22 protein-coding genes are annotated in these 21193 nt (G+C 43.3%); 3 read left to right on the top strand and 19 right to left on the bottom strand.

The genetic code is table 11. The features are described from left to right. Positions 1 to 187 precede the first annotated feature (187 nt). The 6 genes from EAL2_RS08910 to EAL2_RS08935 all read right to left on the bottom strand — a co-directional run bounded on the left by EAL2_RS08910 (position 188) and on the right by EAL2_RS08935 (position 5150). The gene (locus EAL2_RS08910) at positions 188 to 469 is read right to left on the bottom strand and encodes a Veg family protein (protein WP_025436050.1); all 282 of its coding nucleotides are present in this window, start codon (positions 467 to 469) and stop codon (positions 188 to 190) included. Between the two features lie 332 nt (positions 470 to 801). After that, entirely contained in the window at positions 802 to 1446 is a 645-nt protein-coding gene (locus EAL2_RS08915; protein WP_025436051.1) for a ThiF family adenylyltransferase, read from the bottom strand. Positions 1447 to 1587: 141 nt separating this feature from the next. Beyond that, positions 1588 to 2289, bottom strand: coding sequence for a peptide arginase family protein (locus EAL2_RS08920; protein ID WP_025436052.1), 702 nt, complete (start codon positions 2287 to 2289; stop codon positions 1588 to 1590). Continuing rightward, positions 2276 to 2998, bottom strand: a complete 723-nt coding sequence (locus EAL2_RS08925) for an RluA family pseudouridine synthase (RefSeq protein ID WP_038602006.1) — start codon at positions 2996 to 2998, stop codon at positions 2276 to 2278. Before EAL2_RS08925 ends, EAL2_RS08920 begins: the two co-directional genes overlap by 14 nt. Continuing rightward, positions 2983 to 3855, bottom strand: coding sequence for a class I SAM-dependent methyltransferase (locus EAL2_RS08930; protein WP_025436054.1), 873 nt, complete (start codon positions 3853 to 3855; stop codon positions 2983 to 2985). Before EAL2_RS08930 ends, EAL2_RS08925 begins: the two co-directional genes overlap by 16 nt. Positions 3856 to 3977: 122 nt before the next feature. Beyond that, the gene (locus EAL2_RS08935; protein WP_025436055.1) at positions 3978 to 5150 is read right to left on the bottom strand and encodes an NAD(P)/FAD-dependent oxidoreductase; all 1173 of its coding nucleotides are present in this window, start codon (positions 5148 to 5150) and stop codon (positions 3978 to 3980) included. A 237-nt stretch (positions 5151 to 5387) separates the two neighbouring features. On the opposite strand from EAL2_RS08935, the gene EAL2_RS08940 reads away from it, so the two are divergent. Beyond that, positions 5388 to 5903 carry a ferritin gene (locus tag EAL2_RS08940; RefSeq protein WP_025436056.1) on the top strand — a complete coding sequence of 172 codons (516 nt, stop codon included), beginning with the start codon at positions 5388 to 5390 and terminating at the stop codon, positions 5901 to 5903. 78 nt (positions 5904 to 5981) lie between these two features. Here EAL2_RS08940 and EAL2_RS08945 read toward each other — a convergent pair whose 3' ends face one another. The 3 genes from EAL2_RS08945 to rpsA form a co-directional block, all read right to left on the bottom strand. Continuing rightward, complete coding sequence (locus EAL2_RS08945) at positions 5982 to 7181, bottom strand: YfbR-like 5'-deoxynucleotidase (protein ID WP_038602009.1); 1200 nt, start codon at positions 7179 to 7181, stop codon at positions 5982 to 5984. After that, positions 7159 to 8079 (bottom strand): GGDEF domain-containing protein, encoded by a 921-nt coding sequence (locus EAL2_RS08950; protein WP_025436058.1) that lies wholly within the window; start codon positions 8077 to 8079, stop codon positions 7159 to 7161. The genes EAL2_RS08945 and EAL2_RS08950 overlap by 23 nt, the downstream gene beginning before the upstream one ends. 160 nt (positions 8080 to 8239) lie before the next feature. Next, entirely contained in the window at positions 8240 to 9391 is a 1152-nt protein-coding gene (gene rpsA / locus EAL2_RS08955) for a 30S ribosomal protein S1 (RefSeq protein ID WP_025436059.1), read from the bottom strand. Between the two features lie 294 nt (positions 9392 to 9685). Here rpsA and EAL2_RS08960 point away from each other — a divergent pair, with 294 nt between their 5' ends. Further along, entirely contained in the window at positions 9686 to 10183 is a 498-nt protein-coding gene (locus EAL2_RS08960) for an SEC-C metal-binding domain-containing protein (RefSeq protein ID WP_025436060.1), read from the top strand. A 40-nt stretch (positions 10184 to 10223) separates the two neighbouring features. On the opposite strand, the gene EAL2_RS08965 is transcribed toward EAL2_RS08960, so the two are convergent. From EAL2_RS08965 to EAL2_RS08975, 3 genes are all read right to left on the bottom strand, one after another. Continuing rightward, positions 10224 to 10739, bottom strand: a complete 516-nt coding sequence (locus tag EAL2_RS08965; protein ID WP_025436061.1) for a universal stress protein — start codon at positions 10737 to 10739, stop codon at positions 10224 to 10226. A gap of 148 nt (positions 10740 to 10887) precedes the next feature. Further along, on the bottom strand, positions 10888 to 11085 hold the full coding sequence (locus tag EAL2_RS08970; RefSeq protein ID WP_025436062.1) for a hypothetical protein: 198 nt from the start codon (positions 11083 to 11085) through the stop codon (positions 10888 to 10890). A 126-nt stretch (positions 11086 to 11211) separates the two neighbouring features. Further along, positions 11212 to 11769: a phosphatase PAP2 family protein gene (locus tag EAL2_RS08975; RefSeq protein ID WP_025436063.1), complete on the bottom strand. Its 558-nt coding sequence runs from the start codon at positions 11767 to 11769 to the stop codon at positions 11212 to 11214. 213 nt (positions 11770 to 11982) lie between these two features. On the opposite strand from EAL2_RS08975, the gene EAL2_RS08980 reads away from it, so the two are divergent. Beyond that, positions 11983 to 13407, top strand: coding sequence for an S-layer homology domain-containing protein (locus tag EAL2_RS08980; protein ID WP_025436064.1), 1425 nt, complete (start codon positions 11983 to 11985; stop codon positions 13405 to 13407). A 135-nt stretch (positions 13408 to 13542) separates the two neighbouring features. Here EAL2_RS08980 and EAL2_RS08985 read toward each other — a convergent pair whose 3' ends face one another. The 7 genes from EAL2_RS08985 to EAL2_RS09020 form a co-directional block, all read right to left on the bottom strand. Then, complete coding sequence (locus tag EAL2_RS08985) at positions 13543 to 14703, bottom strand: double-cubane-cluster-containing anaerobic reductase (RefSeq protein ID WP_038602012.1); 1161 nt, start codon at positions 14701 to 14703, stop codon at positions 13543 to 13545. A 26-nt stretch (positions 14704 to 14729) separates the two neighbouring features. After that, positions 14730 to 15389, bottom strand: a complete 660-nt coding sequence (saoL, locus tag EAL2_RS08990; protein WP_242842512.1) for a MerB-like organometallic lyase SaoL — start codon at positions 15387 to 15389, stop codon at positions 14730 to 14732. A gap of 95 nt (positions 15390 to 15484) precedes the next feature. Continuing rightward, complete coding sequence (gene saoD / locus EAL2_RS08995) at positions 15485 to 15817, bottom strand: DsrE-related protein SaoD (protein WP_025436067.1); 333 nt, start codon at positions 15815 to 15817, stop codon at positions 15485 to 15487. 38 nt (positions 15818 to 15855) lie between these two features. Then, entirely contained in the window at positions 15856 to 16611 is a 756-nt protein-coding gene (saoA, locus tag EAL2_RS09000; protein ID WP_025436068.1) for an ABC transporter ATP-binding protein SaoA, read from the bottom strand. Beyond that, positions 16611 to 17423 carry an ABC transporter permease subunit SaoP gene (saoP, locus tag EAL2_RS09010; RefSeq protein WP_278246853.1) on the bottom strand — a complete coding sequence of 271 codons (813 nt, stop codon included), beginning with the start codon at positions 17421 to 17423 and terminating at the stop codon, positions 16611 to 16613. Before saoP ends, saoA begins: the two co-directional genes overlap by 1 nt. 119 nt (positions 17424 to 17542) lie before the next feature. Further along, positions 17543 to 18667, bottom strand: coding sequence for an ABC transporter substrate-binding subunit SaoX (gene saoX / locus EAL2_RS09015; protein WP_038602018.1), 1125 nt, complete (start codon positions 18665 to 18667; stop codon positions 17543 to 17545). Positions 18668 to 19101: 434 nt separating this feature from the next. Then, entirely contained in the window at positions 19102 to 21156 is a 2055-nt protein-coding gene (locus tag EAL2_RS09020) for a methyl-accepting chemotaxis protein (RefSeq protein WP_025436072.1), read from the bottom strand. Positions 21157 to 21193: the final 37 nt, after the last annotated feature.

Genomic DNA, 21193 nt, shown 5'->3' on the forward strand with positions numbered 1-21193 from the left:
AATTTCAGGCGGCTTTGCAGCTAAAATACTGGCAGCCCGAAACTACAGCGCATATTATTATATACTGTATATATTATACTATAAAATACAAAAAAAATACAAAGGCATTTGTATCTATTGCGAAAATAAAAAAGCCGCCTTTATTTATCTAATAAAGACAGCCCTTCTTAAATCAATTTTTATTTTATTAATTCGGCATTCCTGAAATTATCTGCCTCTTACCTTCTATCGGCTTTACTTCCAGTCTGACTGTAGATGTCAGCACATCGGAATAACTGTAGGAAACTCTTGTAGTATTATTATATTCATCGTCGATTTTTACAACAAATATGCTAGGGTAGGTGTTTTCGATTATTCCCTCTTTTACTACTATCTTCTTCCTGCCCTTGTTAGCCCTTAGGACTATTTTTTTTCCGAGGTGCTTTTCAATGTTTTTTCTGATCGCGTCCAACGTATTTTTATTGGCCAAAAAAAATCACCCGCCTCTTTTTTTATGTTTACATAATAGTATGTTTCTTTTTTCGCTATGTTTACATAATAACATATTTCAAGACGGATGTCAAACAGTTAACTTTATATTTTACATATATTTAATTTGGGTGTCAATACATTTTTTCAAATAAATTCCCTACTATTTTCAACAACTTCAGAGTTTTTTATCATTTTCAAGATACAAAAAAACATCGCGATTACCAAAAAAATATATTGATTTTTTTAATATTCCCTCATGGTTATATGAAATACTTTTTGTACGCCGCCCCAGGCATACGTTTTCCCGCAAATACGAATTATATGTCGGTTTTAGAATTTAAAATTCTCCATATCAAATCTTATTGTTTCGCCTTCGCCCAACTCTGTTCTTCCAATAATGACCTGGAGAGTTCTGGCTATCATTATAGATGCCGCAAATGAAGCTGTAAAATATGTCATGCTTCCCTTTTCAAGAAGCTCCCTGGCATAAGCTGCATATTCCCTTTCAAACAGTTCTCCCTTTGGCGGGCATATGCATACAGCACCTTTCCACCCCCCTATACTTGCGCTGACAAGCGGAGTGCTGGTCTCATTCGAGAGTTCCCTGAGAAACAACTTGGTATCCATGTTGCTGCTGCAATCGAATATGAAGTCTACACCTTCTATTTTCACGCTCCTTATGTCGTCGTTTATCCCGCTAAAGAGTACATCAGAATTGATCTCCTTCACCCGCTCCCTTGCAACGTATACCTTTTCCTTGCCAATGTTCTTTTCGGTTGAAAAAGGCTGCCTGTTGAGGTTTGATATCACAAAAGCCTCGTTGTCTACCGCCATCATCCTGCCTACCCCGAGTCTTGCAAACCCCTCTATTACAAATCCGCCTACAGAGCCGCACCCTGCCACCAGTATCTTCTTGTTTCTTATCAGTTCATGCTCCTGCATGCTTATTGCACCTATGTCCTTAGTATACCTCATAAGATACACCTCCTCATTTAATTGATTAATACCCCGTTTAGGCACTTTTCAACGCTCTATGCAACAAAAGCGGGAATCCAAACTTTACGCTTGCAAGGCTTGCAATAAAAGTTTGGATTCCCGCTTTATATTCTATAATGGTCATTCAATTATCCGTTTAATAAGCTCTATGGCCCTGGACTGGTCTATGAAGTAAGGACTTGTAGCTACCGTAACAACACTAGCTGCGGCGTAGAGCTCTTTTATCTTTTCAAACCTGAGATCAAAATCAATGTAGTCCATATCATCCGAAAAGATATCCATATCTATGTCGAGTACTATGTCGCCCTCTATGCGCTCCTTGAAAGCTCTGCTGCTGTCTATTATAAGTACATCCCTGAAAAGCCCCAGCCTCAAGGCAGGTTTTATGAAATTGCCCACATTGAGCTCAAAGTTCGTATATTCGAATACCTCCGCTTCGTTCTCAACAGAATCTATATATGCCGCCGGCTCCCTCATGTCCTTGTGCTGATCGACATGCACAAGGAGCGATCCCTTTTCAAAGCGACCTTCACTCAGGGCCCTGCTCCAGAAATAAAAGGCGTGGTTGTGGTTGTCGAATATATACACCTTCTTGCCGCTGACTTCGAGCTCCAGGAAACTCCTCAGGCCATGGCAGCACTGCTCCTGGCCTTCACACACCTCGCAAAATGCAATTTCAGCCGAAACCTGGAGGCTGCTCAGGCTTTCTGGTCCCGCCTTTACGAGAGGCGCCACATATATGCGCTTTTGAGTTCGCTCAGCGTATGAAAATGCGTTGTTGCCCGCGGGCTTTTCTATATAAAATCCGTTATAGCGTTCCATGATTATTCACCTTAACCGATTCAATGTCAAACATGCTCCAGGGGTATTCTTTAGGCGGATATGCGAAAAAATCCATCCTCTCCTTAAGCGTAGGATGCATGAAGCTTATATGATACGACCAGAGCGCTATCTGCTCACCCGCTGTATTCACACGAGCTCCGTACCTTTGGTCGCCATAGAGCGGGCAACCTCTGCTTGCAAACTGCACCCTTATCTGATGAGGCCTTCCCGTTTCGAGCTCTATTCGCACAAGGCAAAGTCCGTCAGCTTCGCCCTCGACACCGTACGAGAGCAGCGCCTTCTTGGCGCCTTCTTCACCTTCTTTTACAACACTGACCTGGTTTTTCTTGCTGTCCTTTACAAGATAGTCCTCGAGCCTTGCGTTCCTTTTTTCCGGGCAGCCGCGCAGCACTGCCAGATATCCCTTTTTGAGACTCCTGCTTCTAATCTCTTCAGAGAGCCTGGAGGCAGCCTTAGATGTCCTTGCAAACACCATGACTCCGCCCACGGGCCTGTCAAGCCTGTGTACAAGACCTATATACACATTCCCGGGTTTGCTATACTTTTCCTTTACGTATTCTTTGCAGAGCGTCAGCATGTCAGCATCGCCCGTGCTGTCCTCCTGCGAGAGCACATTTGGAGGTTTTACGACAACAAGTATGTGGTTGTCCTCATAGAGTACATCAAGCTTCATTACTCTTCTTCCCATCTTCCGAATATTCCGCAAGGGAGTATGAGGTCGTTTCTTGAAGCCGGTATTCCTACCTCTCCCGAGTATATCCTGCCTGCGTATTTTTGCCCCATCGAGAGCTTAAGTATGTTTTCAACTACGTATGGCGAAAATCCTGATGTGTACGAATTGATCAGGAAGAAAAGCGGCCTGTCGGAAAGCAATTGCATGCAAAGCTCCACAAGAGGGAACAGCTCATCTTCTATCTTCCATATCTCGCCCTTTGGACCCCTTCCGTAAGAAGGAGGATCCATTATTATAGCATCATACTTGCTTCCTCGTCTTATCTCCCTTTTTACAAACTTTATTACATCGTCCACAATATACCTGACTTTTCTTTCCGCAAGCCCCGAAAGCTCTATGTTCTCCTTGGCCCATGCTATCATGCCCTTAGCCGCATCTACATGGACTACCTCCTGCGCTCCCGCATATGCGCTTGCAACAGTCGCCCCGCCTGTATACGCAAACAGATTGAGCACCTTTATCGGCCTTCCAGCCGACGATATCTTGTCTATTATCCAGTCCCAGTTTGAAGACTGCTCCGGGAAAAGGCCTGTATGCTTGAAGCCCGTAGGCTTTATATGGAACGAAAGTCCCTTGTAGTTTACTGTCCATCGCTCGGGAGTCCTCTTGTAGAACTCCCAATTCCCGCCCCCCTTGCTGCTTCTGTGGTAGTGTCCATGAGGTTTCTTCCACATGTCCCACTCCTGCACAAGAGGCCATATAGCCTGCGGATCCGGCCTTCTGAGTATATACTCGCCCCATCTTTCGAGCTTTTCTCCCCCGCCTGAATCTATAAGTTCATATTCATTCCATTCATCAGCTAAAAGCAGCATTCAAAATACCTCCATTTATGATAAGACTAACTATTTATTATACCTCAAGAGTATTAATAAAAAAAGAGCAGGAATTTATACTCCTGCTCCTCCAATGTTATCACAAAATGCAACCTAAGCTCCTATTTCTTTTTGAAGTTCGAAATGTCGGCCTCCTGGCTGACCGCCTCCATAAGCTTGGGGTATGCTCCTGCATCGCCTATTATTATGCCTCCCACAAGCTTGCCATCCTTGAATATGAGCTTTTTGAACTTTTCTCCCGAAGCATCCTGTGTCACAATCTTTTCCGTTCCCTCTTCCAGCAGGGTCTGCCCTATGCAGTTGACACTAGTTCCAAATGAATTCGTAACAATCGAGGTCACACCGTCGTGGAACTCTGCCTGTCTTCCGATCGCGTTCATAGCCGCAATCTTGCCCATTTGCATGGCATGCATCCAGTTGCCAAAGCCCCTTCCTTCAAGCTCAACCACATCACCACACGCAAAAACACCTTCTGCGCTTGTCCTCATCATTCTATCTACCACTATTCCCTTGTTGCACTCTATGCCTGCCTCCCTGGCTATGGCAAGATTTGGCCTTATCCCCACGGAAAACAATACTATGTCTGCTTCCATAGTCATTCCGCTTTCGAACTCCACAGACTCAACTCTGTCAGTCCCCGAAATTTTTACAACCCTGTCCTGAAGGACCACATCCACTCCTTTTTGCCTTACCACACCTTCCAGAAACTTGCCGCTTTCAAGGCACAGTTGGTTTGAAAGGAGTCTGTCGGATGTGTTGCTTATTGTTACATCAAGCCCCGTCTGCTTCATGCCCCACGCCGCCTCTATCCCCAGAAGTCCGCCGCCTATTACAACAGCTTTTTGGCAGTCGCCCATCCACTCCTTTATCTTGTATGCGTCATCGAGTGTCTTGAGAGTAAATACGCCCTTTAGCTCCGCGCCCTCTGTGGGCGGCAGGAAGCTGCTGCCTCCGTGGGAGAGTATAAGCCTGTCATATTCTACAGTCTCTCCTGTATCCGTAGTTATAGACTTCAAAGCCGTATCAATGCTCATAACCTTTGTATTCAGCATGAGTCTTATCCCACTCTGCTTGTACCAGGCTTCCTCCTTCAAAAAAAAGTTTCTTCCAAGTTCTCTCTCTCCAAGGAAATGTGATAGCCTTGGCCTGAAATATGATACATATTTTTCTTCGGCTATAAGCGTTATTTCGCACTCCTCTCCATGATTTGCAAGCGTTTCTGCCGCATAATACCCCGCTGCTCCATTCCCCACGATGACAACTCTATTTTTCAAACAGCTCACCCCCATATTTGTCTGCTCTATGTGCGATTTTCATAATATTTTTATACCCTATGGAATTATTTGCAAACCACTCTTTAGCGTGTTTATACGTACTCTCATGGGGTATATAATATCTTGTAATGCAACAGCCTCAAAACTGACTGTTGCTGCAATGCAAATCCATGACATGCAGCCAAACGCTGATTGTCAATGCAAATACTAATACTACACTTTGGGAGGTTATGAAAAATGGCAAGCGAAAAGATGCTTCAAGCTTTGAACGAACAAATCCAAAAGGAATTCAGCTCTTCATATATCTACATGGCAATGGAGGCCTGGTTTGCTGAAAACAACCTCGACGGATTTTCAAACTATTTTAGAATTCAGGCCCTTGAGGAAAAGGACCACGCCTACAAGATATTTGACTATGTAAACAGGCTAGGCGGCAAAGTGACACTGGAAGAGATACCAAAACCAAAGTCGGACTACGCAGACGTGGCTGAAGTTGTGGCTGCTGCTCTTGAACACGAAAAATTCATAACAGCCTCTATAAACAAGCTTATGGATCAGGCTGTCAAAGAAAAAGACCATGCCACAATATCATTCTTGAACTGGTTCATAGACGAGCAGATGGAAGAAGAAGAAAATGCCCTGAAGGTTCTCAACTACGTCAATATGCTTGGCGGAGACAGCAGGGGACTTTTCATGATCGACATGGAGCTTGGAAAAAGAAAATACACTCCTCCGGCAGCTTCTGCAAAATAATCAGAGTGTTTTAGAATATTTCAATGCAATTTAAAGGCACCCCCTGGGTGCCTTTTTTGTTTTGCCTTTTCACTTTTCTTAAAAATCGGCATACAGACTTCCAAGGTCCAGCCTGCCCAGCTTTGTGTTTTCATACTCCGACCTTATAGAAAGGGCAGCCTTTCTAAAATCCATGCTCACGCAGCCGTTTTGTATGGCTGAATAAGCCTCTATGAATGCCGCAAGCCTGTCAGCTGCCCTTACAGCCTTGCCGTCCCTTGGACTGTAAATATCCAGGTTGAACTCCCGGTCTATCTCTCCGATAGTCTTCCCGATCCTCTTGGCGTCAAACACTATTTCATCGTCAAACTCATCCTGGGTGAACCTTTGAATGTCTTCGCAATGCGCCTTTGGAAGCAGAGGATATATGACCTTTTCCATGTTTTCGCGCTCTATATCCTTTATGAGCTCCTCAAGGCCTTCTATCGATCTTTTAACCGGAGATATGATATCCCGCGTAAACACCTCCGGCAAATCATGGAAAAGCCCTGTGAAGAAGTTATTAACGCATCGCCTTGGGCATGCTCCCATCTCAAGCGAGAAAATATACGAGAGCATAGCCACATACGCAGAGTGGGCAAGCACCGATGTCCTTGGAATTCGGTGAAGCTGGGCCCATCTGTTTTGGTACCTTAACCTTCCGCATATGTCAATGAAGCTTCTGCTTTTTTTGTCATCTAGTATCAATCTCATGCCCTCAAGGAACCTGTAGCTTTCTATCTTGCGAACAAAGTCATCCCTTATATGTTCGAGCTCGAACGCATCCGGGTTCATCCTCTCTATTATTCCAAACTCCCAGTACGACGCGTAGCTGTGGGCCGCCTCGAGCACATCGGCTGAAGCCTTGCTGATGTTGCCTGCCAAGTGGCTCTCAAATCTCCCCTTGAAATCAGATCCCATGCTTGATATTACAGTGTCTAGCTCCGCCAATACAAAGCTGTTGAGTCTTTTGTATTTTTCCTCGTCCTGCTTTATCCTGTAGAACACAGGAGGCTTTATATCGGTTATTACAATCCTTTGAAGCAAGTCGAATATGGCCCCTTCTATGACCTGTATCCAGTCGAAGCCTTCCCTGCCTTCTTCGTGCTTTCCTATGAAATAAGCCACGACCATCTTGTGGCCTTGCTTATCGAGCTCTATAAGATCAAAAGGCCTGAGGTGGTCGTTCCACCGTTGCATATATGCCGCGTCAAACAGCTTGAGTATGAGACCCTTTCTAATTGCAATCACCGCCTTCATATTCAGATGAGACAACCTTGTTTCTGCCCGCATTCTTGGCCGCATAAAGGTTTCTGTCTGCAGCAGCTATTAGTTTCTCGAGGCTTAAGTTCTTAAGCAATGTGCATACTCCAAAGCTTGATGTGAAACTTATATCATTGCCGTCATACTCCAACGAAAAGCCCTCTGCAGATTTTCTCATACACTCAGCAACTTCATGCGCCTTGTCACAGCCGGCTCCTTTGAGGAATACTATGAACTCCTCACCTCCATACCGCGCCACCCAGTCCAAGTCCTTCCTTACGCAGCCTTCAAGCACCCCCGCAAAAGCCTCGAGCACCTTGTCCCCCGCTATGTGGCCGTAATTATCATTAATGCTCTTGAACTTGTCTATGTCGGCCATTATTATTGAGATTTCCTCTCCCTTTTCGCATGCGCTCATTATTTCATACGGCAGCCTCTCGTTTATGTACCTTCTGTTGTATACCTTCGTCAGCTCGTCCTTAACCAGGAGCAGGTTTTTTCTCTCAAGCATGCCGTATATCTCGGATTTGCCCTTGCCAAGAAACTCATCCACGAGATTGCTGTCGCTCGCCTCCTTAAGCAGTTCCGCCACAAAGATTCTGCCTTCCACTTGCAAAGGCACCACAGTGACCATATAAACCCTTTCTCCGTTGTATTCAATCTTTATGAATGTCTTGTTTTCTTTTATAGCCCGCATGGATGTGCAGTTTTTGCACACCTGCCCAGTATTCCAAAATTCATAGCATTTGGACTCACTCTCCACCGGGTTGTCGCCTATATCATACACCTTCTTGGCCACAGGATCCACAAGCCTTACAGCATCGTATATGTGACTTAGAAAGCCTATTCCTTCCATTATATTGTCTATTTTTAAATTCACCGAGTCACTGCGCAATCTGTATACCTCCCATACTTCAGTATAGCTTTATTCTCTTGCATATATCCATACTATATCACATGCCGCATGGTGTAAACCTGGAATAATAACATTTTTAATTTGATTTCAGCATATATAAAAAGAGGCCTGCAAAAGCTTGCAGACCTCTTGATATTAGTTATTCGTTTATTGAATCTTCTACAGTGTTTACAGGAGTTTCGTCGCTGTAGTCTTCTGCAGCTTCTGTTTCTCCGCCCTGAGCCTCTTTTATGCTTAGGCTTATCTTCTTTTCTTCAGGCTTTATTTCTATTATCTTTGCACTGACCTTTTGTCCTTCGCTTAACACGTCAGAAGGCTTTGCAATATGCTTTTGGTCTATCTGCGATATGTGGCAGAATCCGTCAAGACCCGGCTCAAGCTCTATGAATGCTCCGAAATTAGGGAGTCTAAGCACAGTACCTTCAACCACGTCGCCTACATTGTATTTTGAAGAAACAAGCGTCCAAGGATCTGGAGTAACCTGCTTAAGGCTTAGAGATATTCTCTCTTTTTCCTTGTCAAAGTCAATCACATAAACCTCTACCATGTCACCCTCAGAAACAACTTCCGCTGGGCTGTTTACTCTCTTCCACGAAAGCTCAGATACGTGTATAAGGCCGTCTATTCCGCCCAAGTCTACAAACGCACCAAAATCAGTAAGTCTCTTAACTTGGCCTTTTCTGACTTCGCCCTTTTGTATAGAATCAAGGACAGCTGCCTTTTTAGACTCTATCTCCTTTTTCTCCACTTCTTTTCTTGAGAATACAAGCTTTCTCTTGCCCTTGTCAACTTCTATAACCTTTACTTCAAGAGTCTTTCCTACAAACTCGGCAAGATCCTTTGTAAAGCCCATAGATATGTGAGATGCCGGTATGAATCCTTTGATTCCCTTGTAAAGAGCCATTGCTCCTCCCTTTACAACCTCTACAACTCTTACCGGGAAAATCTCTCCTGTTTCATGCATAGCAATGAAATCGTCCCACACCTTAAGTCCTTCCAGTCTCTTTCTTGAAAGCAGAACGTTTCCTTCGCCGTCATTAAGCTTTACTACATAAACCTCGATTTCATCGTTTTCCTTAACAGCCTCTGTAAGTACTACGTCAGAATCGCTTGAAAATTCACTCTTAGTTATGATACCGTCCGACTTGTATCCTATGTTAACCATAACCTCATTATCATTTACAAGAATAACTGTTCCCTTTACAATATCACCTGTTTTTATCCTCTTCATTTCCTGTTCTTCATTGTCCAAAAGTTCTTGCATTGTAAGCATGTTTTCAGAATTATTCACTTAACTACGCCCTCCTTGACTATCCTTTTTGCAGCCCCGGCTCGACTGCAATGGATTATATCTTTATATTGTCCTCGTTGCAGGTATATTAATTTCAATTGCCACAAGAGTCCTTTCTAAATTATAACATAAATTTAGCATTGGACTAATTATTTTAATAAATTATTCGCTATAAGCGTACATTTTTTTCATTTGCAGCCGGAAACATCTTTTTTATGCCATATAATTATTCATTAATCATACCATGTATGATATAATTATCTGCGAAATAACTTGACTAAGGAGACTAAATCTATGAAACTATATGAATCTTGGAAAGAAAGCTACGAGAACCTTGACAACGCAGGCTACGAAACATTCTGGAGAGAATATCTTCCAAAGGAGATGGAGAACTACAAGTATATACTTTCGCACAAGGATGAGACTGTAGGTGGAAAGCTCGTCGACATTGCAGATAAATTCAACATGGAAACAGTTACGTTTGCAGGCTTTATTGACGGCATCAACGACAGCCTTAAAGAGAGCATAGACCTTGACGAACTCACTGAAGACAGCAATATCTCTCTAAATGTTGACTTTGAAAAGCTCTACTACAACATGCTTGACGCCAAAGCCGACTGGCTCTACAATCTTGACGAGTGGGATGGCGTGCTCTCTACTGAAAAAAGAAAGCAAATCAAGAAGGAATACGACAAGACAAAGACAGTAGTAAAAGAGCAGCTTCCCGGCAGAAACGAGCCTTGCCCTTGCGGAAGCGGAAAAAAATACAAAAAATGCTGCGGAGCAAAGTAGTATAATCAAAGCGTTATTTAGCCCCTGAAGAATCAGGGGCTTATTTTATTTCCTCTTGAATCCGTCTTATTCTTTCCTCTTCCATGTCTATGATCTTGTAGCTTGAGGCCTGGACAACAAGCACGGGAATCTGCGATTTTGCAATAATCCTTTTTATGGTGAAACTGGTTGCAAATTTCTTTATGAGGGAATCCTCGTAGTTGCACATTATGACAACGTCATATTTGCCGCTGGCGGCGTGCTCGAGTATTGCCTGCACCGTATCGCTATACGTCACTATAACCTGCACTTTTATCCCATGCGCTCCAAAGTACGCCTTTGCGCTGTTTGCTATGTCGTTTTTTCCCTTGCTCCTCGCAGCGTGCTTGAATTCTGATACATTCCCTTTTTTCGGCGGCTTGGCCTTAACCGGTTCCACCGGAGCATACGCAGGTCTTTTATCTATATGGAGTATAGTAACAAACGCGCCGTATTTTTGGGCAATATCAAGAGCTATCTTGTACGCCCTTTTGCTGAATTCTATGCCTTCCACCGGAAGTAGTATGCTTTGTATCATCTCAAACCGCCTCCAAAATATAGATAACAATTTACAATTGAACCTTAGTATTTAATATACCTAATATGCGCAGCATTTAATCTTTTAAAAAACCCTTTAAAACACAAAACCCGCCCAGACAAAGCAAGGCAGGTTTTATAGTATAGGTTTATAGGTTTATAATTGAAATTATTACAGATACCATGAATATCATTATGAAAATCCACAGAGTCTGTTCCGGATTATTGCTTAAAGAAGCATTGGCAGATGCATTCTTTATATTTTTCGCATTTGCGGCTTTTTCCAATCCCCTGTTTCGCTTCCACTGTTCCAAATCTACGACATTGCGGTTAATCATCTGCTCCATTAAGGTCCACTCCCCCGGGCGCGATATTTCAATGCATATGAAATCGTTTTCATACTGGCATTATACAATATTTTTTACCCGTTTTGAACAAAAAAACTCATTTTTTTGAATTTTTTTTGAGGCTTTCTATTGAAGGTGGTCAGAACGCTTCACTTCTTCACTCTTTTTTGAAGCTTCATACACCATATGGGCGCACACCGTACCCGTAATAATTCCTCCTATTATATCGCTGGGATAGTGGACAAAAAAATACATACGCGAAAACGCTATGAAAGCCGCAGGAACATACGCAAGCGCTCCGCTTTTACCGATGCATCTAGTCAGCATATATGCGGCGGCAAACGATGATGTTGTATGACCTGACGGAAACGAATAGGAAAATGACATTCCCAGCGTGTTGCTTATTCCCTGAAGCTCCATGAATGGTCTTGGCCTTGCTATCAAAGGCTTGAGCACCAGATTGCCAACAATTGCGCCTGCGGCCAGAGCCAGCAGTGTGTATATGCCTGCCTTCCTGTATTTAGGTATTGCCGCAAGCATTATGCCTGTTGCAATCCATACAAATCCAAAATCCCCCATCCTTGTAAAAAACAGCATCACATGGTCCATAGCACCCGATTTAAAAGCACTTTCAATCATATATAGCAGCCTTGCATCAAGCTGAAAAAACACTTTGAAATCCATTTGCACACTCCCTGCATTTTTTATATTCCGTTCCTCTTAATTATTATGCCTCACTAATTGCTATTCTGCAAACATGCGCTTCATATAGCATTTTTATTAACTGCACAGTTTAATTATAAATAAATTTAACCGTTTTTTCTTATAAATATGCATACGACGAATGTAAAGGGGTATACTAAATAAACAGACTATAATCGAAAGGATGTGTTTTAATTGAGTAAGAAACTTTACATTCCATTTGCTCTGCTCATAACTCTGTTGATGTCCTCTTTTTCTTTTGCGCAAGAGGGTGGATTGACAAGACTCGAATTTGCAAAGAAAGTACTGGGCATGTCCAAATATGAGCTTTCCAGTGAATCAGCTTCAATGTTTGGCGACATCCAAAATTCTCTCGACATCCCTTATTCCAACGCAGCAAGCAGCTACGGACTGATCAAGGGCTACGACAACAACTTCTTTCCTAATTCAAAACTCACAAAAGAACAGGCTATTGTAATTATTGTAAGGGCGATGGGCGAAGAGCCTTTTGCGCAGCAGTTAAGCCAGGACAAGATGTCATCACTCCTCAAATTCTCCGATAGCAGCGCAATCTCAAGCTGGGCAAAGCCTGCAGTTGCATACCTTGTAGAAAACGGCCTTTTGGAAGCCTCAGGATCACTCGGACCTCAAGAAATTGCCGCGGCATCGTTTGCTGACGATCTTTATTCAAAATGCAAATCGTTTTTTGATTCCAAGCTTTCACGGGAAGGCTATTCTGCAGCCCTTATACTTGACAAGGCTTCAAAAAATATAGAAAAATACGACACATACAAGTTCAAGGGCGACATGGACATGGATTCCACGGTTACTGCGCCAGACGAGAACAACAACCCGGTTACAGAAAACACCAAAATGAAAATGGTGCAAGAAGGCGTATTTGAAAAACCCGAAAATATTTATGTGAAATCAACAATGACTATCATTCCTATGAATGAAAAGCAAAAAGAAGAGCTTGGCGACATGCTTGAGCAGACAAGCGAGCTTTACTATGACGGTCAAAAGTACCTCATGAAGACCAGCATGGACGACTCGTGGTTCGAGCTCGACATAACGCCTCTGATAAAGCAGCTCCAGAGCATGACAGGCTCAAGCAGCATGAATAACCAGGGCATCACAAGAGAGCAGCTGGAGCTCTACGGAATGTTTGCAAAATATGGACTAGATGAAAAGATAGACGGCAAGGACTGCTATACGATAAATGTGGAGCTGGACAGCGCCACGTTCAACAAGCTCATGAAGCAGATAATGGATCAGACTATTGAGTTCTACAAAGATTCCAACCTCCAGCAGCTTGACCAGGAGCAATCCGACATGAGCGAGCAGGAGATGGAGGAGTTCAAAGCTACACTAAACGCCATGTTTTCAAACATGAATGTCAATGTGGGATACAAATTCATAGTAGACAAGGAAACCCTTGAATACAGGTCCTTCGATATAAAGCAAAAGATTGACATGTCCATGGGAGATATAAAGACAACGACTAATGCTGTCGGCTCGTTCGAATATTACGACTTCAACAAGCCCGTTGAATTTCCTCAGATAAAGGAATCTGACATAAAAAGCATTGATCAAATGAATCAGATTGAGAGTCCAGAATAGTGAATTAGATTTCCAAATGGCATTAACCAGATATGAAACAAACAACGCAATTAAGAAAGAGCCTTGAATCCTGCATATGAATGCAGAGTTCAAGGCTCTTTTCTCTTACCGTCTAATATAAACAGTATTAATCTCCTATTTGTCTATCATCTCAAGGAACGCACCAACACGAGTCATTATCTGGCCCGAATCCGATTTGGAATAATCTGTTTCAAGATAAAGATATGGAAGTCCCAGTTTTCCACTCACATGTTTTTTAACCTGGAACGCTTCTACGTTGTAGGTGTGGCAAGCCTGGAGAACTATCTCCACCACGCCATCGACCTTGAACCTGTCTGCAAGCTCTGACAGGAGCTCGTATCTTGCATCGTTTGGAGACATTACAGAACATGCTATGTTAAGGTACTTTTCAGAAAGAGCATCATAGCAATCCTTGCTTTCATCTACAAGCGTCTCCTTCTCCTTGGCTCCGCCACAGTTTTCATAGCATACTACAACACCGCCGCTGTCTTCTATGGCCTTTATGACCTTGTCGGCAACTCCACCTGTTGGGCAGCCTGTCACCATTATCCTTGGAGCCTTGTCTGAGATTGGTCTGCTGCCAGCTTCATATTCAGACTTTATCTTGTCTATTATGCCCCTCATGCTCTCAATAAACTCCAGCCTGTCGAACTTGAACTCAGAGCCATACAGCAGCTGGTGCATTTCATAACCGCTCATTGGCGGAGGGCACGCCATCGAAAGGTCGTAGAATTCCTTAAGAACTTTTCTTTCCTGATTTCTAAGCTTTATTGCAGCCCTTAGTTTTTCATCAGTTATTTCCACTCCAAGATCTTTCTCAAGCCTTTCCTTCAGCTTAATAATCTCATTTTTCCAGAGCCTCAGAGCCTCGCTGCAGTCATATGTCTGAGGAAGCTGCATAACGTGCACCGGCTTTATTTCACCAAGCAATTCAAACATCTTCTTTTTGCCGTCACATGTAGTCTCGCCAACCAGCAGGTCTGAAAAATAAAAGTAAGGACACTTGTCCGTCATGGCAAAGCCGTAGCTTGACTTTATAAGCGGACACAGGTTCCTTGGCAGATCCTTTTCCGCATCAGGTATAGGTTCCTCGCTCGTGCCGCAAAGGCCTACGGCAACAGCATCAGCTGCCATAATAATCTCCTTTGGAGTGTACGTGCAGAATATTCCTACAACATTCTTCCCGCTTTCCTTTATATCTTTCATCTTCAGGAAGCCTTCCTTCCTGGCTTCGCTAAAATCTTCGAATATTTCAGGCAAATCTTTCAAAATCATACCTCCTCTACATTGCTCAAGCTTGATTAGTCTTCAAGGCTGAAAAGCATCTTTGAAACCCATATTGCTTCTTTAGCCTCAAGGCAGAATATCTCATCATCTGGAAGCTCCATGCTCTTGACCCATGAATCATAATGCTCCTTCGTACAGAAGAAGTTCATTATATTTCAACAGCTGCCGGACCAGTTCTGGTTGCCGTTGAGGTCTACGTGAAGCACATGCGCCGCTTCTGGCGAAAGGCTCACTATCTGGCCGTCCCTTATCTCCACAGCTATGTCAGCTCCGCACTCGCTGCATTTTGAATGCACCTTTACATTTTGCTTGAATGTGAAGGCGCAGCCCATGCCGTCAACTGCGCACATTGCGCAAAAGCTCCTGCCGTCCTCGAGAGTTATCTGGTGATTCGTCGGAAAACCAGAAACCGGATATATGAAGTTGATATTCTCCTCTTCATCTGCAACTGCAGCGTTTTTTTCTATTATCCTGCCTATTGCAGTCTTTACCTGCACTTCGCTCATTCCAAGCTTTTTCTGGACATCAGCTGTAATAACGCTGTAATTATAAGGAGCAGCGCTGTCTATTATGCTGTTTATAATGTGCATTCTCACTTTTCTCTCGTCTGCTTCAAGCCTTGAATCCATACTATCAATAAGCAGCCTTTCAGCCTGATGATACTTGAATGGCATTTTGCTTACATGTTGCTTTACGGCGTCATTGCCTTTAATCTTAAAACTTTCCACGCTGAAACCACTTCCCATTTATAAAATTTATATATAATTACCTATAGAGTTATTATTTGTTCAGCTCCCGCAGATCCCAGCGTCGGATAAAGTATCGGGAAACATCCTATGGCAGCTCCAGAAACTAGTCTGTCCTGTATTTCCCTTTCAATTGCACACTGGTCGCATGCCAGCAGGACCATTCCAGTCTTTTCGTGAAGCGCCGACAGCCTTTCGCCTATTTCAGTACCCTCAAGCAGCATGAAAGTGTTGTCGAACACAAAGAACATTCCCACAACTTCAGCCCCATGTATTCCCTGCTCAAGCTGAGGTATTATCATATCCCTTAGTATTTTCCTTGAATTGTCAGAGCTTATTACGTATGCTACCTTCATTCGAATCTCCCCTTATAGTTTTTTATTTAATCCTGTTCTTACTTACCCGCGAGAGCTTCTTTAAGAACCTCCGTGAGCATTTCCTTGTATTCGCTATATCTTTCGCTTTTTCTGTCCCTGGGCCTTTCCATGTCTATGCTCATATCCTCGAGTATTTTGCCCTTGTCTCTCGACATTACTATGACCCTGTCGCTCATGTATATGGCTTCTTCGACATCGTGAGTGACCATGACAGCCGTTGTTTTTGCGTTTATAACAAGGTCCTCCAATTCCTCCTGAAGGAGATGTCTCATCTGAAAGTCTACAGCGCCAAGGGGTTCGTCCATTAGCAGCAGCTCCGGCTGACAGGCAAGCGCCCTCACAACGGCAGTCCTCTGTTTCATTCCGCCGGATATCTGGTGCGGAAAAAGCTTCTCGTTTCCCTCTAGATGGGCAAGCTTGAGGAGCTCCGCTAGCTTTCTTTCCCTTTCTTCCTTTTTCATGCCCTGCTGCTTCATAGGGAACATTATATTGTCCCTTACGTTCATCCATGGGAAGAGTGCATAGTTTTGAAACACAAAGCCTCTGTCAGGGCCGGGCTTTGTGACCCTTTTTCCTTCTACAAGGATTTCACCCGAGTCAGCCTTCTGGAATCCCGCTATTATTGTAAGCAACGTCGTCTTGCCACATCCGGATGGTCCAAGGAGCGATACAAACTGGCCCTTTTCAACCGTGAGGCTTATGTCTTCGAGTACATGGTTGAACGTTTTTTCATTTTTGAAAGTTTTGTTTATATCACGAATTTCAAGATTCATTATTCAGCATACCTCCATTTGGTGATAGCCTTGTTGAGATACTGTATTACCCTGTCTATCAAGAACCCTACTATTGCCGCAAAGAACATCAGCGCAACCAGCTTTTCAGTCTGCATTCTCGTTTGCGCTTCAACCATGGAGTAGCCGAGACCGGCACTCGTAGCAATGAACTCCGCTCAGATAACGCTCATCCAGCCAGCGCCTATAGCAATCCTTGCAGCAGTGAGTATGTCAGGCAGTGAAGCTGGCAGTATTATGTTCAAAAATACGCTGATTCTTCCTGCACCCATGCTCCTGGCCGCATTATAATAGTCCTTTGATATGCTCTTTACGCCCTGTATTGTGTTAAGTATCACTGGGAATATTCCCGAAAAGGCTATGAGAAATATTGTCGGCCCATCGCCTATTCCAAACCAAACAATCGTAAGCGGAACCCATGCCATTATGGGAACCTGCCTTATCGAGTCTATAAAGCCACCAAGCAGCTTGTCTGCAGGCTTTGAAAATCCCATGAGAAAACCTAAAGGAAGCCCGAAAAGCATTGCAAATACAAAACCCTTCATAACTCTTCCAAGCGTTATGAGTATGTTTTTGACTGTTTCAGCATCTGTAACGCACTCCAAAAGCGCCTTCATTGTAACTGCCGGATAAGGCAAAAGAAGCTGGCTGTCTATTTTCATTGCCGCTATCTGCCATATTCCAAAAAGGAGTCCCGCCATAATCAGCTTGTATAGCGTATCCAGCATGTTCTGCTTTTTAAGCTCCGCATATTTGAAACTGCCATTATAAACGATAGCTCTATTGTTCTCCATATCATCACTCCCCTTACATTGGAAAAACATAGAAAAAATAATTGTAAGCATATAATCCAACATAAAACCAGAGGTGTCACAAGGACACCTCTAATATTTTGCTAATCTACCTATGCTGCTTATTGAGGGTCTATTTCTAAAGCCCTAGCTTTCCAATCCTCGAAGCTCATTCCCAATGGGAATACAGGGTCAACCTTTTCCTTTATAAACTGATCAAAATCCTGTGCACCAGATTCTTTGAGTATGTCCTTCATAGCTATATCATCGTAATTTGGAACATTTTCCATTATGTTGAACTTCTTGTACACTTCAAGCGCATGCTTATGAGCCTGCTCGTCCATCTTCCAGCTAAGAGTTCTTCCCTCGCCAACAGTCTTTTTGTATATTGTCATTTCAGCAACCTCAACTGGCACCTTGTAGTATTCAGCAAATATTTTGGCGGATTCCAGCGGGTGTGTGTACACATATTCCATTGATTTTGTATGTGCAAGCACCATCTTCTTGGCTAGCTCCGGGTGCTCTTCCTTGAACTTTTTGTTCATCGAATATACGCAGCAAACTCCAAGCTGTCCATCCATTTCAAGATATGTACCCATTATCTTGCCTGTGCCTTCGAATTCAGCCATTGAGCCCCAAGGGTCACAGCAAGTGAAAGCCTTTATCTGGCCTGTCTTTAGTGCAAGATACTTGTCTGCCTGTGAACCGAACTCAAGACACTGGAACTTGCTTGAATCAGCAGGAAGTCCAGTCTGAGGGCCGTATGCAAGCAGCCAGGCTTCATCTGTTGAAAGGTCAGAGCTTAATGCAACCGGCTGTCCGTAAAGATCTTCAGGCTTTTTGATATCGTTTGCAACAACAAGATACATGGAGCCTCCGAGGTGGTTTGTCGCCGCTATCATTATAGGAGCACCTTTTGTAGATGCTTCTGAAAGCCCAGTTGCGCCTATATAGCCCACGTCCATTTGCCCTGCAGCCATGGCCTCAGGCACCTTTCCGTTCCCCAATATTTCGACGTTAAGTCCAAGCTCCTTGTATATTCCTGCGGCTTCACCAACGCACGCTGATACCATGTGGTCGCAGTTGTAGTAGCCAAGCTTCACAGTATAATCGTCAACCTTTTCAGCCGACTCAGTTGCAGGCTTCTCCTTAGGAGAGCATCCCACAACAGAGGTTACAAGCACTGTTGCTACAAGAGTGAGCACAGCAGCTTTTTTTAGTTTCTTAGTCAAATCGATAAATTTCATATTTCCCTCTCCTTCATTTCATTGAATTGTTTGTAATTATACTATATGATGGTATGTTAATTCATCATTCTGATGCAGTCCATACTGTTGCTTATGCTATCAACCTATTCAGCACAATTGTTTATGGCATTAGCCACAAACAATTCAATCAATTATGTTTTACATATTAAATTCTATAATTTAAATCCAATCCTGTAAAATTGATTTTATTTATAAGCTTTAGTTCTTCTATTCAATGTATTTATATGTAATTTTTGTAAATTTTCTTAATTTAATATGCTTTGCCACCTTTTCTCTTGCAATAATTGCCATACGCCATCCCATGAGGGGTATGGGTATAACAAAATCTCAGACGGGTATAGTGGCGCAAAAAAAAGACCAGCTGTTATAGCTGATCTTTTTTTGAAAACCATTATATTTTACATTCTAAATGCCTATATCTTAAATCTTCCAACCTGGACCTTAAGCTCTTCCGAAAGTGATTCAAGGTTTTGGGCGTTGCTTGAAAGCTCCTCCATAGAAGCAAGCTGTTCCTCCATGGCTGCCGATACCTCTTCTGTTGCTGCTGAAGACTGCTGCGCAGAAGAAGCAATATTTTGCATCAGGCCTTCCATTTCTTCCTTCTGGACATTCATTCCCGCTATGTCCTTTTGCATCTCATTGATATACCCCGCCAGATTTCCAAGCGCTTTTGAAATGGTTGTAAACACCTCGTTTGTCTGCCCAACTGACGAACTCTGCTGTTTGGAGGCGCTGTCCGCCTTCTCCATTGCAACTATAGCCTCGGCAGTGCTGCCCTGTATCTGCTGGATTATTCCTCTTATCTCTTCTGCCGACTTCGATGACTCTTCCGAAAGCTTTCTTACCTCTTCGGCAACTACTGCAAAGCCTCTTCCGTGTTCCCCGGCTCTTGCAGCTTCTATGTTGGCGTTAAGCGCAAGCAGGTTTGTCTGCTCTGCTATGGATACTATGGTTTCAAGTATAGCGCCTATTCCGGCAACGTCTTTCGCCACCTTGTTTACAATGCTGTCAACTTCGCCTGAAGCTTTGCTGCTTAGCTCATTTTTATCTGTAAGGTCTTTTACTATCTCGATTCCCTTTTCAGCAAGCTCTCCTGTCGACCTTGAAATCTGTGTCATGTCAGCTGCCTTGCTTGAAATCTCCTCCATCATATGAGAAATATGAAGCATCTTAGTTGAGCCTCTCTCCGTATCACCGGCCTGCTCCTCTGCTCCTCTTGAAATCTCCTCAACAGTCCTTGCCACTTCCTCCGCTGCATGAGTCGACTGATTTGAAATATCAGCAAGCGCAGCGGCAGAATCGCCTACAGTATATGTCGATTGGACTATATTGCCCAGGAGTGACTTAAGGTCTTCCTGAAGCTTGTCTATGGCCTTTGCAATTTCGCCTAGTTCGTCTTGTCTTTCCAGGCTTTCTCGAGATATTTCAGATGTGAAATCACCCGCTGCCATTCTTCTAAGATATCCAACGCCTTCTGCTATTGGCTTTGCCACATTGTTTGCAATAAGAAGAGCTATTGCAACTGCTGCAATCAAGCCGAATATAATAGCGCCTATGGCGAATTTTTTTATCACATTCGTATCTGTAAGTAGCTCGTCAACATCCATTGATGCTATTATCTTCCAGCCTGTATCGCTATCAGTAGAAAAAGCCATAAATTTTTGCTTGCCTGCATATTCATATTTTTGATTTCCCTTTTCATTTGAGCTCACATTATCCCAAAATTCAAGCTCTTTGATTTTTTCGGTTCCTATGAGTTCCTCTTCAGGATTGACTATTGTTATCCCCTCGCTAGAAGCAAGCGAAACATATCCGTTCTTGCCTATTGAAAGCTTGGAAACTTTTGATGATATGTTGGAAATATCTATATCCATGGCTGCTACGCCCGTAAGGTTGCCTGCAGAATCATTTACCGTCTTTGAGAGTGTTATTACCATCTTCTGAGTGAATGCATCCACATACGGCTCCGAAACTACAACTTCACCAGAATTTTCAAGCGCATCCTTGTACCATTGCCTCGCCCTTGGGTCATACCCTTCAGGAAGCTCCTGCTCGGGATATATGTACGTATTGCCATTAGCAAGACCAATGTATACACCAAGTGCGTCAGGATTGCTCTTTTGAGTAGCATCGAGCACTTCCCTCGCATTGCTTTCCACTGCAGCGTCTGTTGAAAGCGCATCCTTGATGTTTTTGTTTTCAGTGATAGCCAGAAGCTGGCTCTCCATGGTATTTATAAACTGATTTACATAGTACTGAGTTGCGTCTATTGTCTGCTGCGATGTAACCAGAAGCTTGTTTTCAAGCAGCTCGTATGACTTCTTGTACGAAAAGAAACCAAATACCGCAAGCGGCGTTATTATGGAAATCATTATTAGCACAATGAGCCTTGTCCGTATATCGTGCTTGTTTAGTGAAAATTTCTTTTTCCCATCTGCATTTTTTTCTTGGACGTTTCTGCCTGACATTTTTAATCTCCTCCTGCTTATATTGTGCCGAAAACCC

Origin of the sequence: Peptoclostridium acidaminophilum DSM 3953, from assembly GCF_000597865.1 — a bacterium.
GTDB lineage: Bacteria > Bacillota > Clostridia > Peptostreptococcales > Peptostreptococcaceae > Peptoclostridium_A > Peptoclostridium_A acidaminophilum.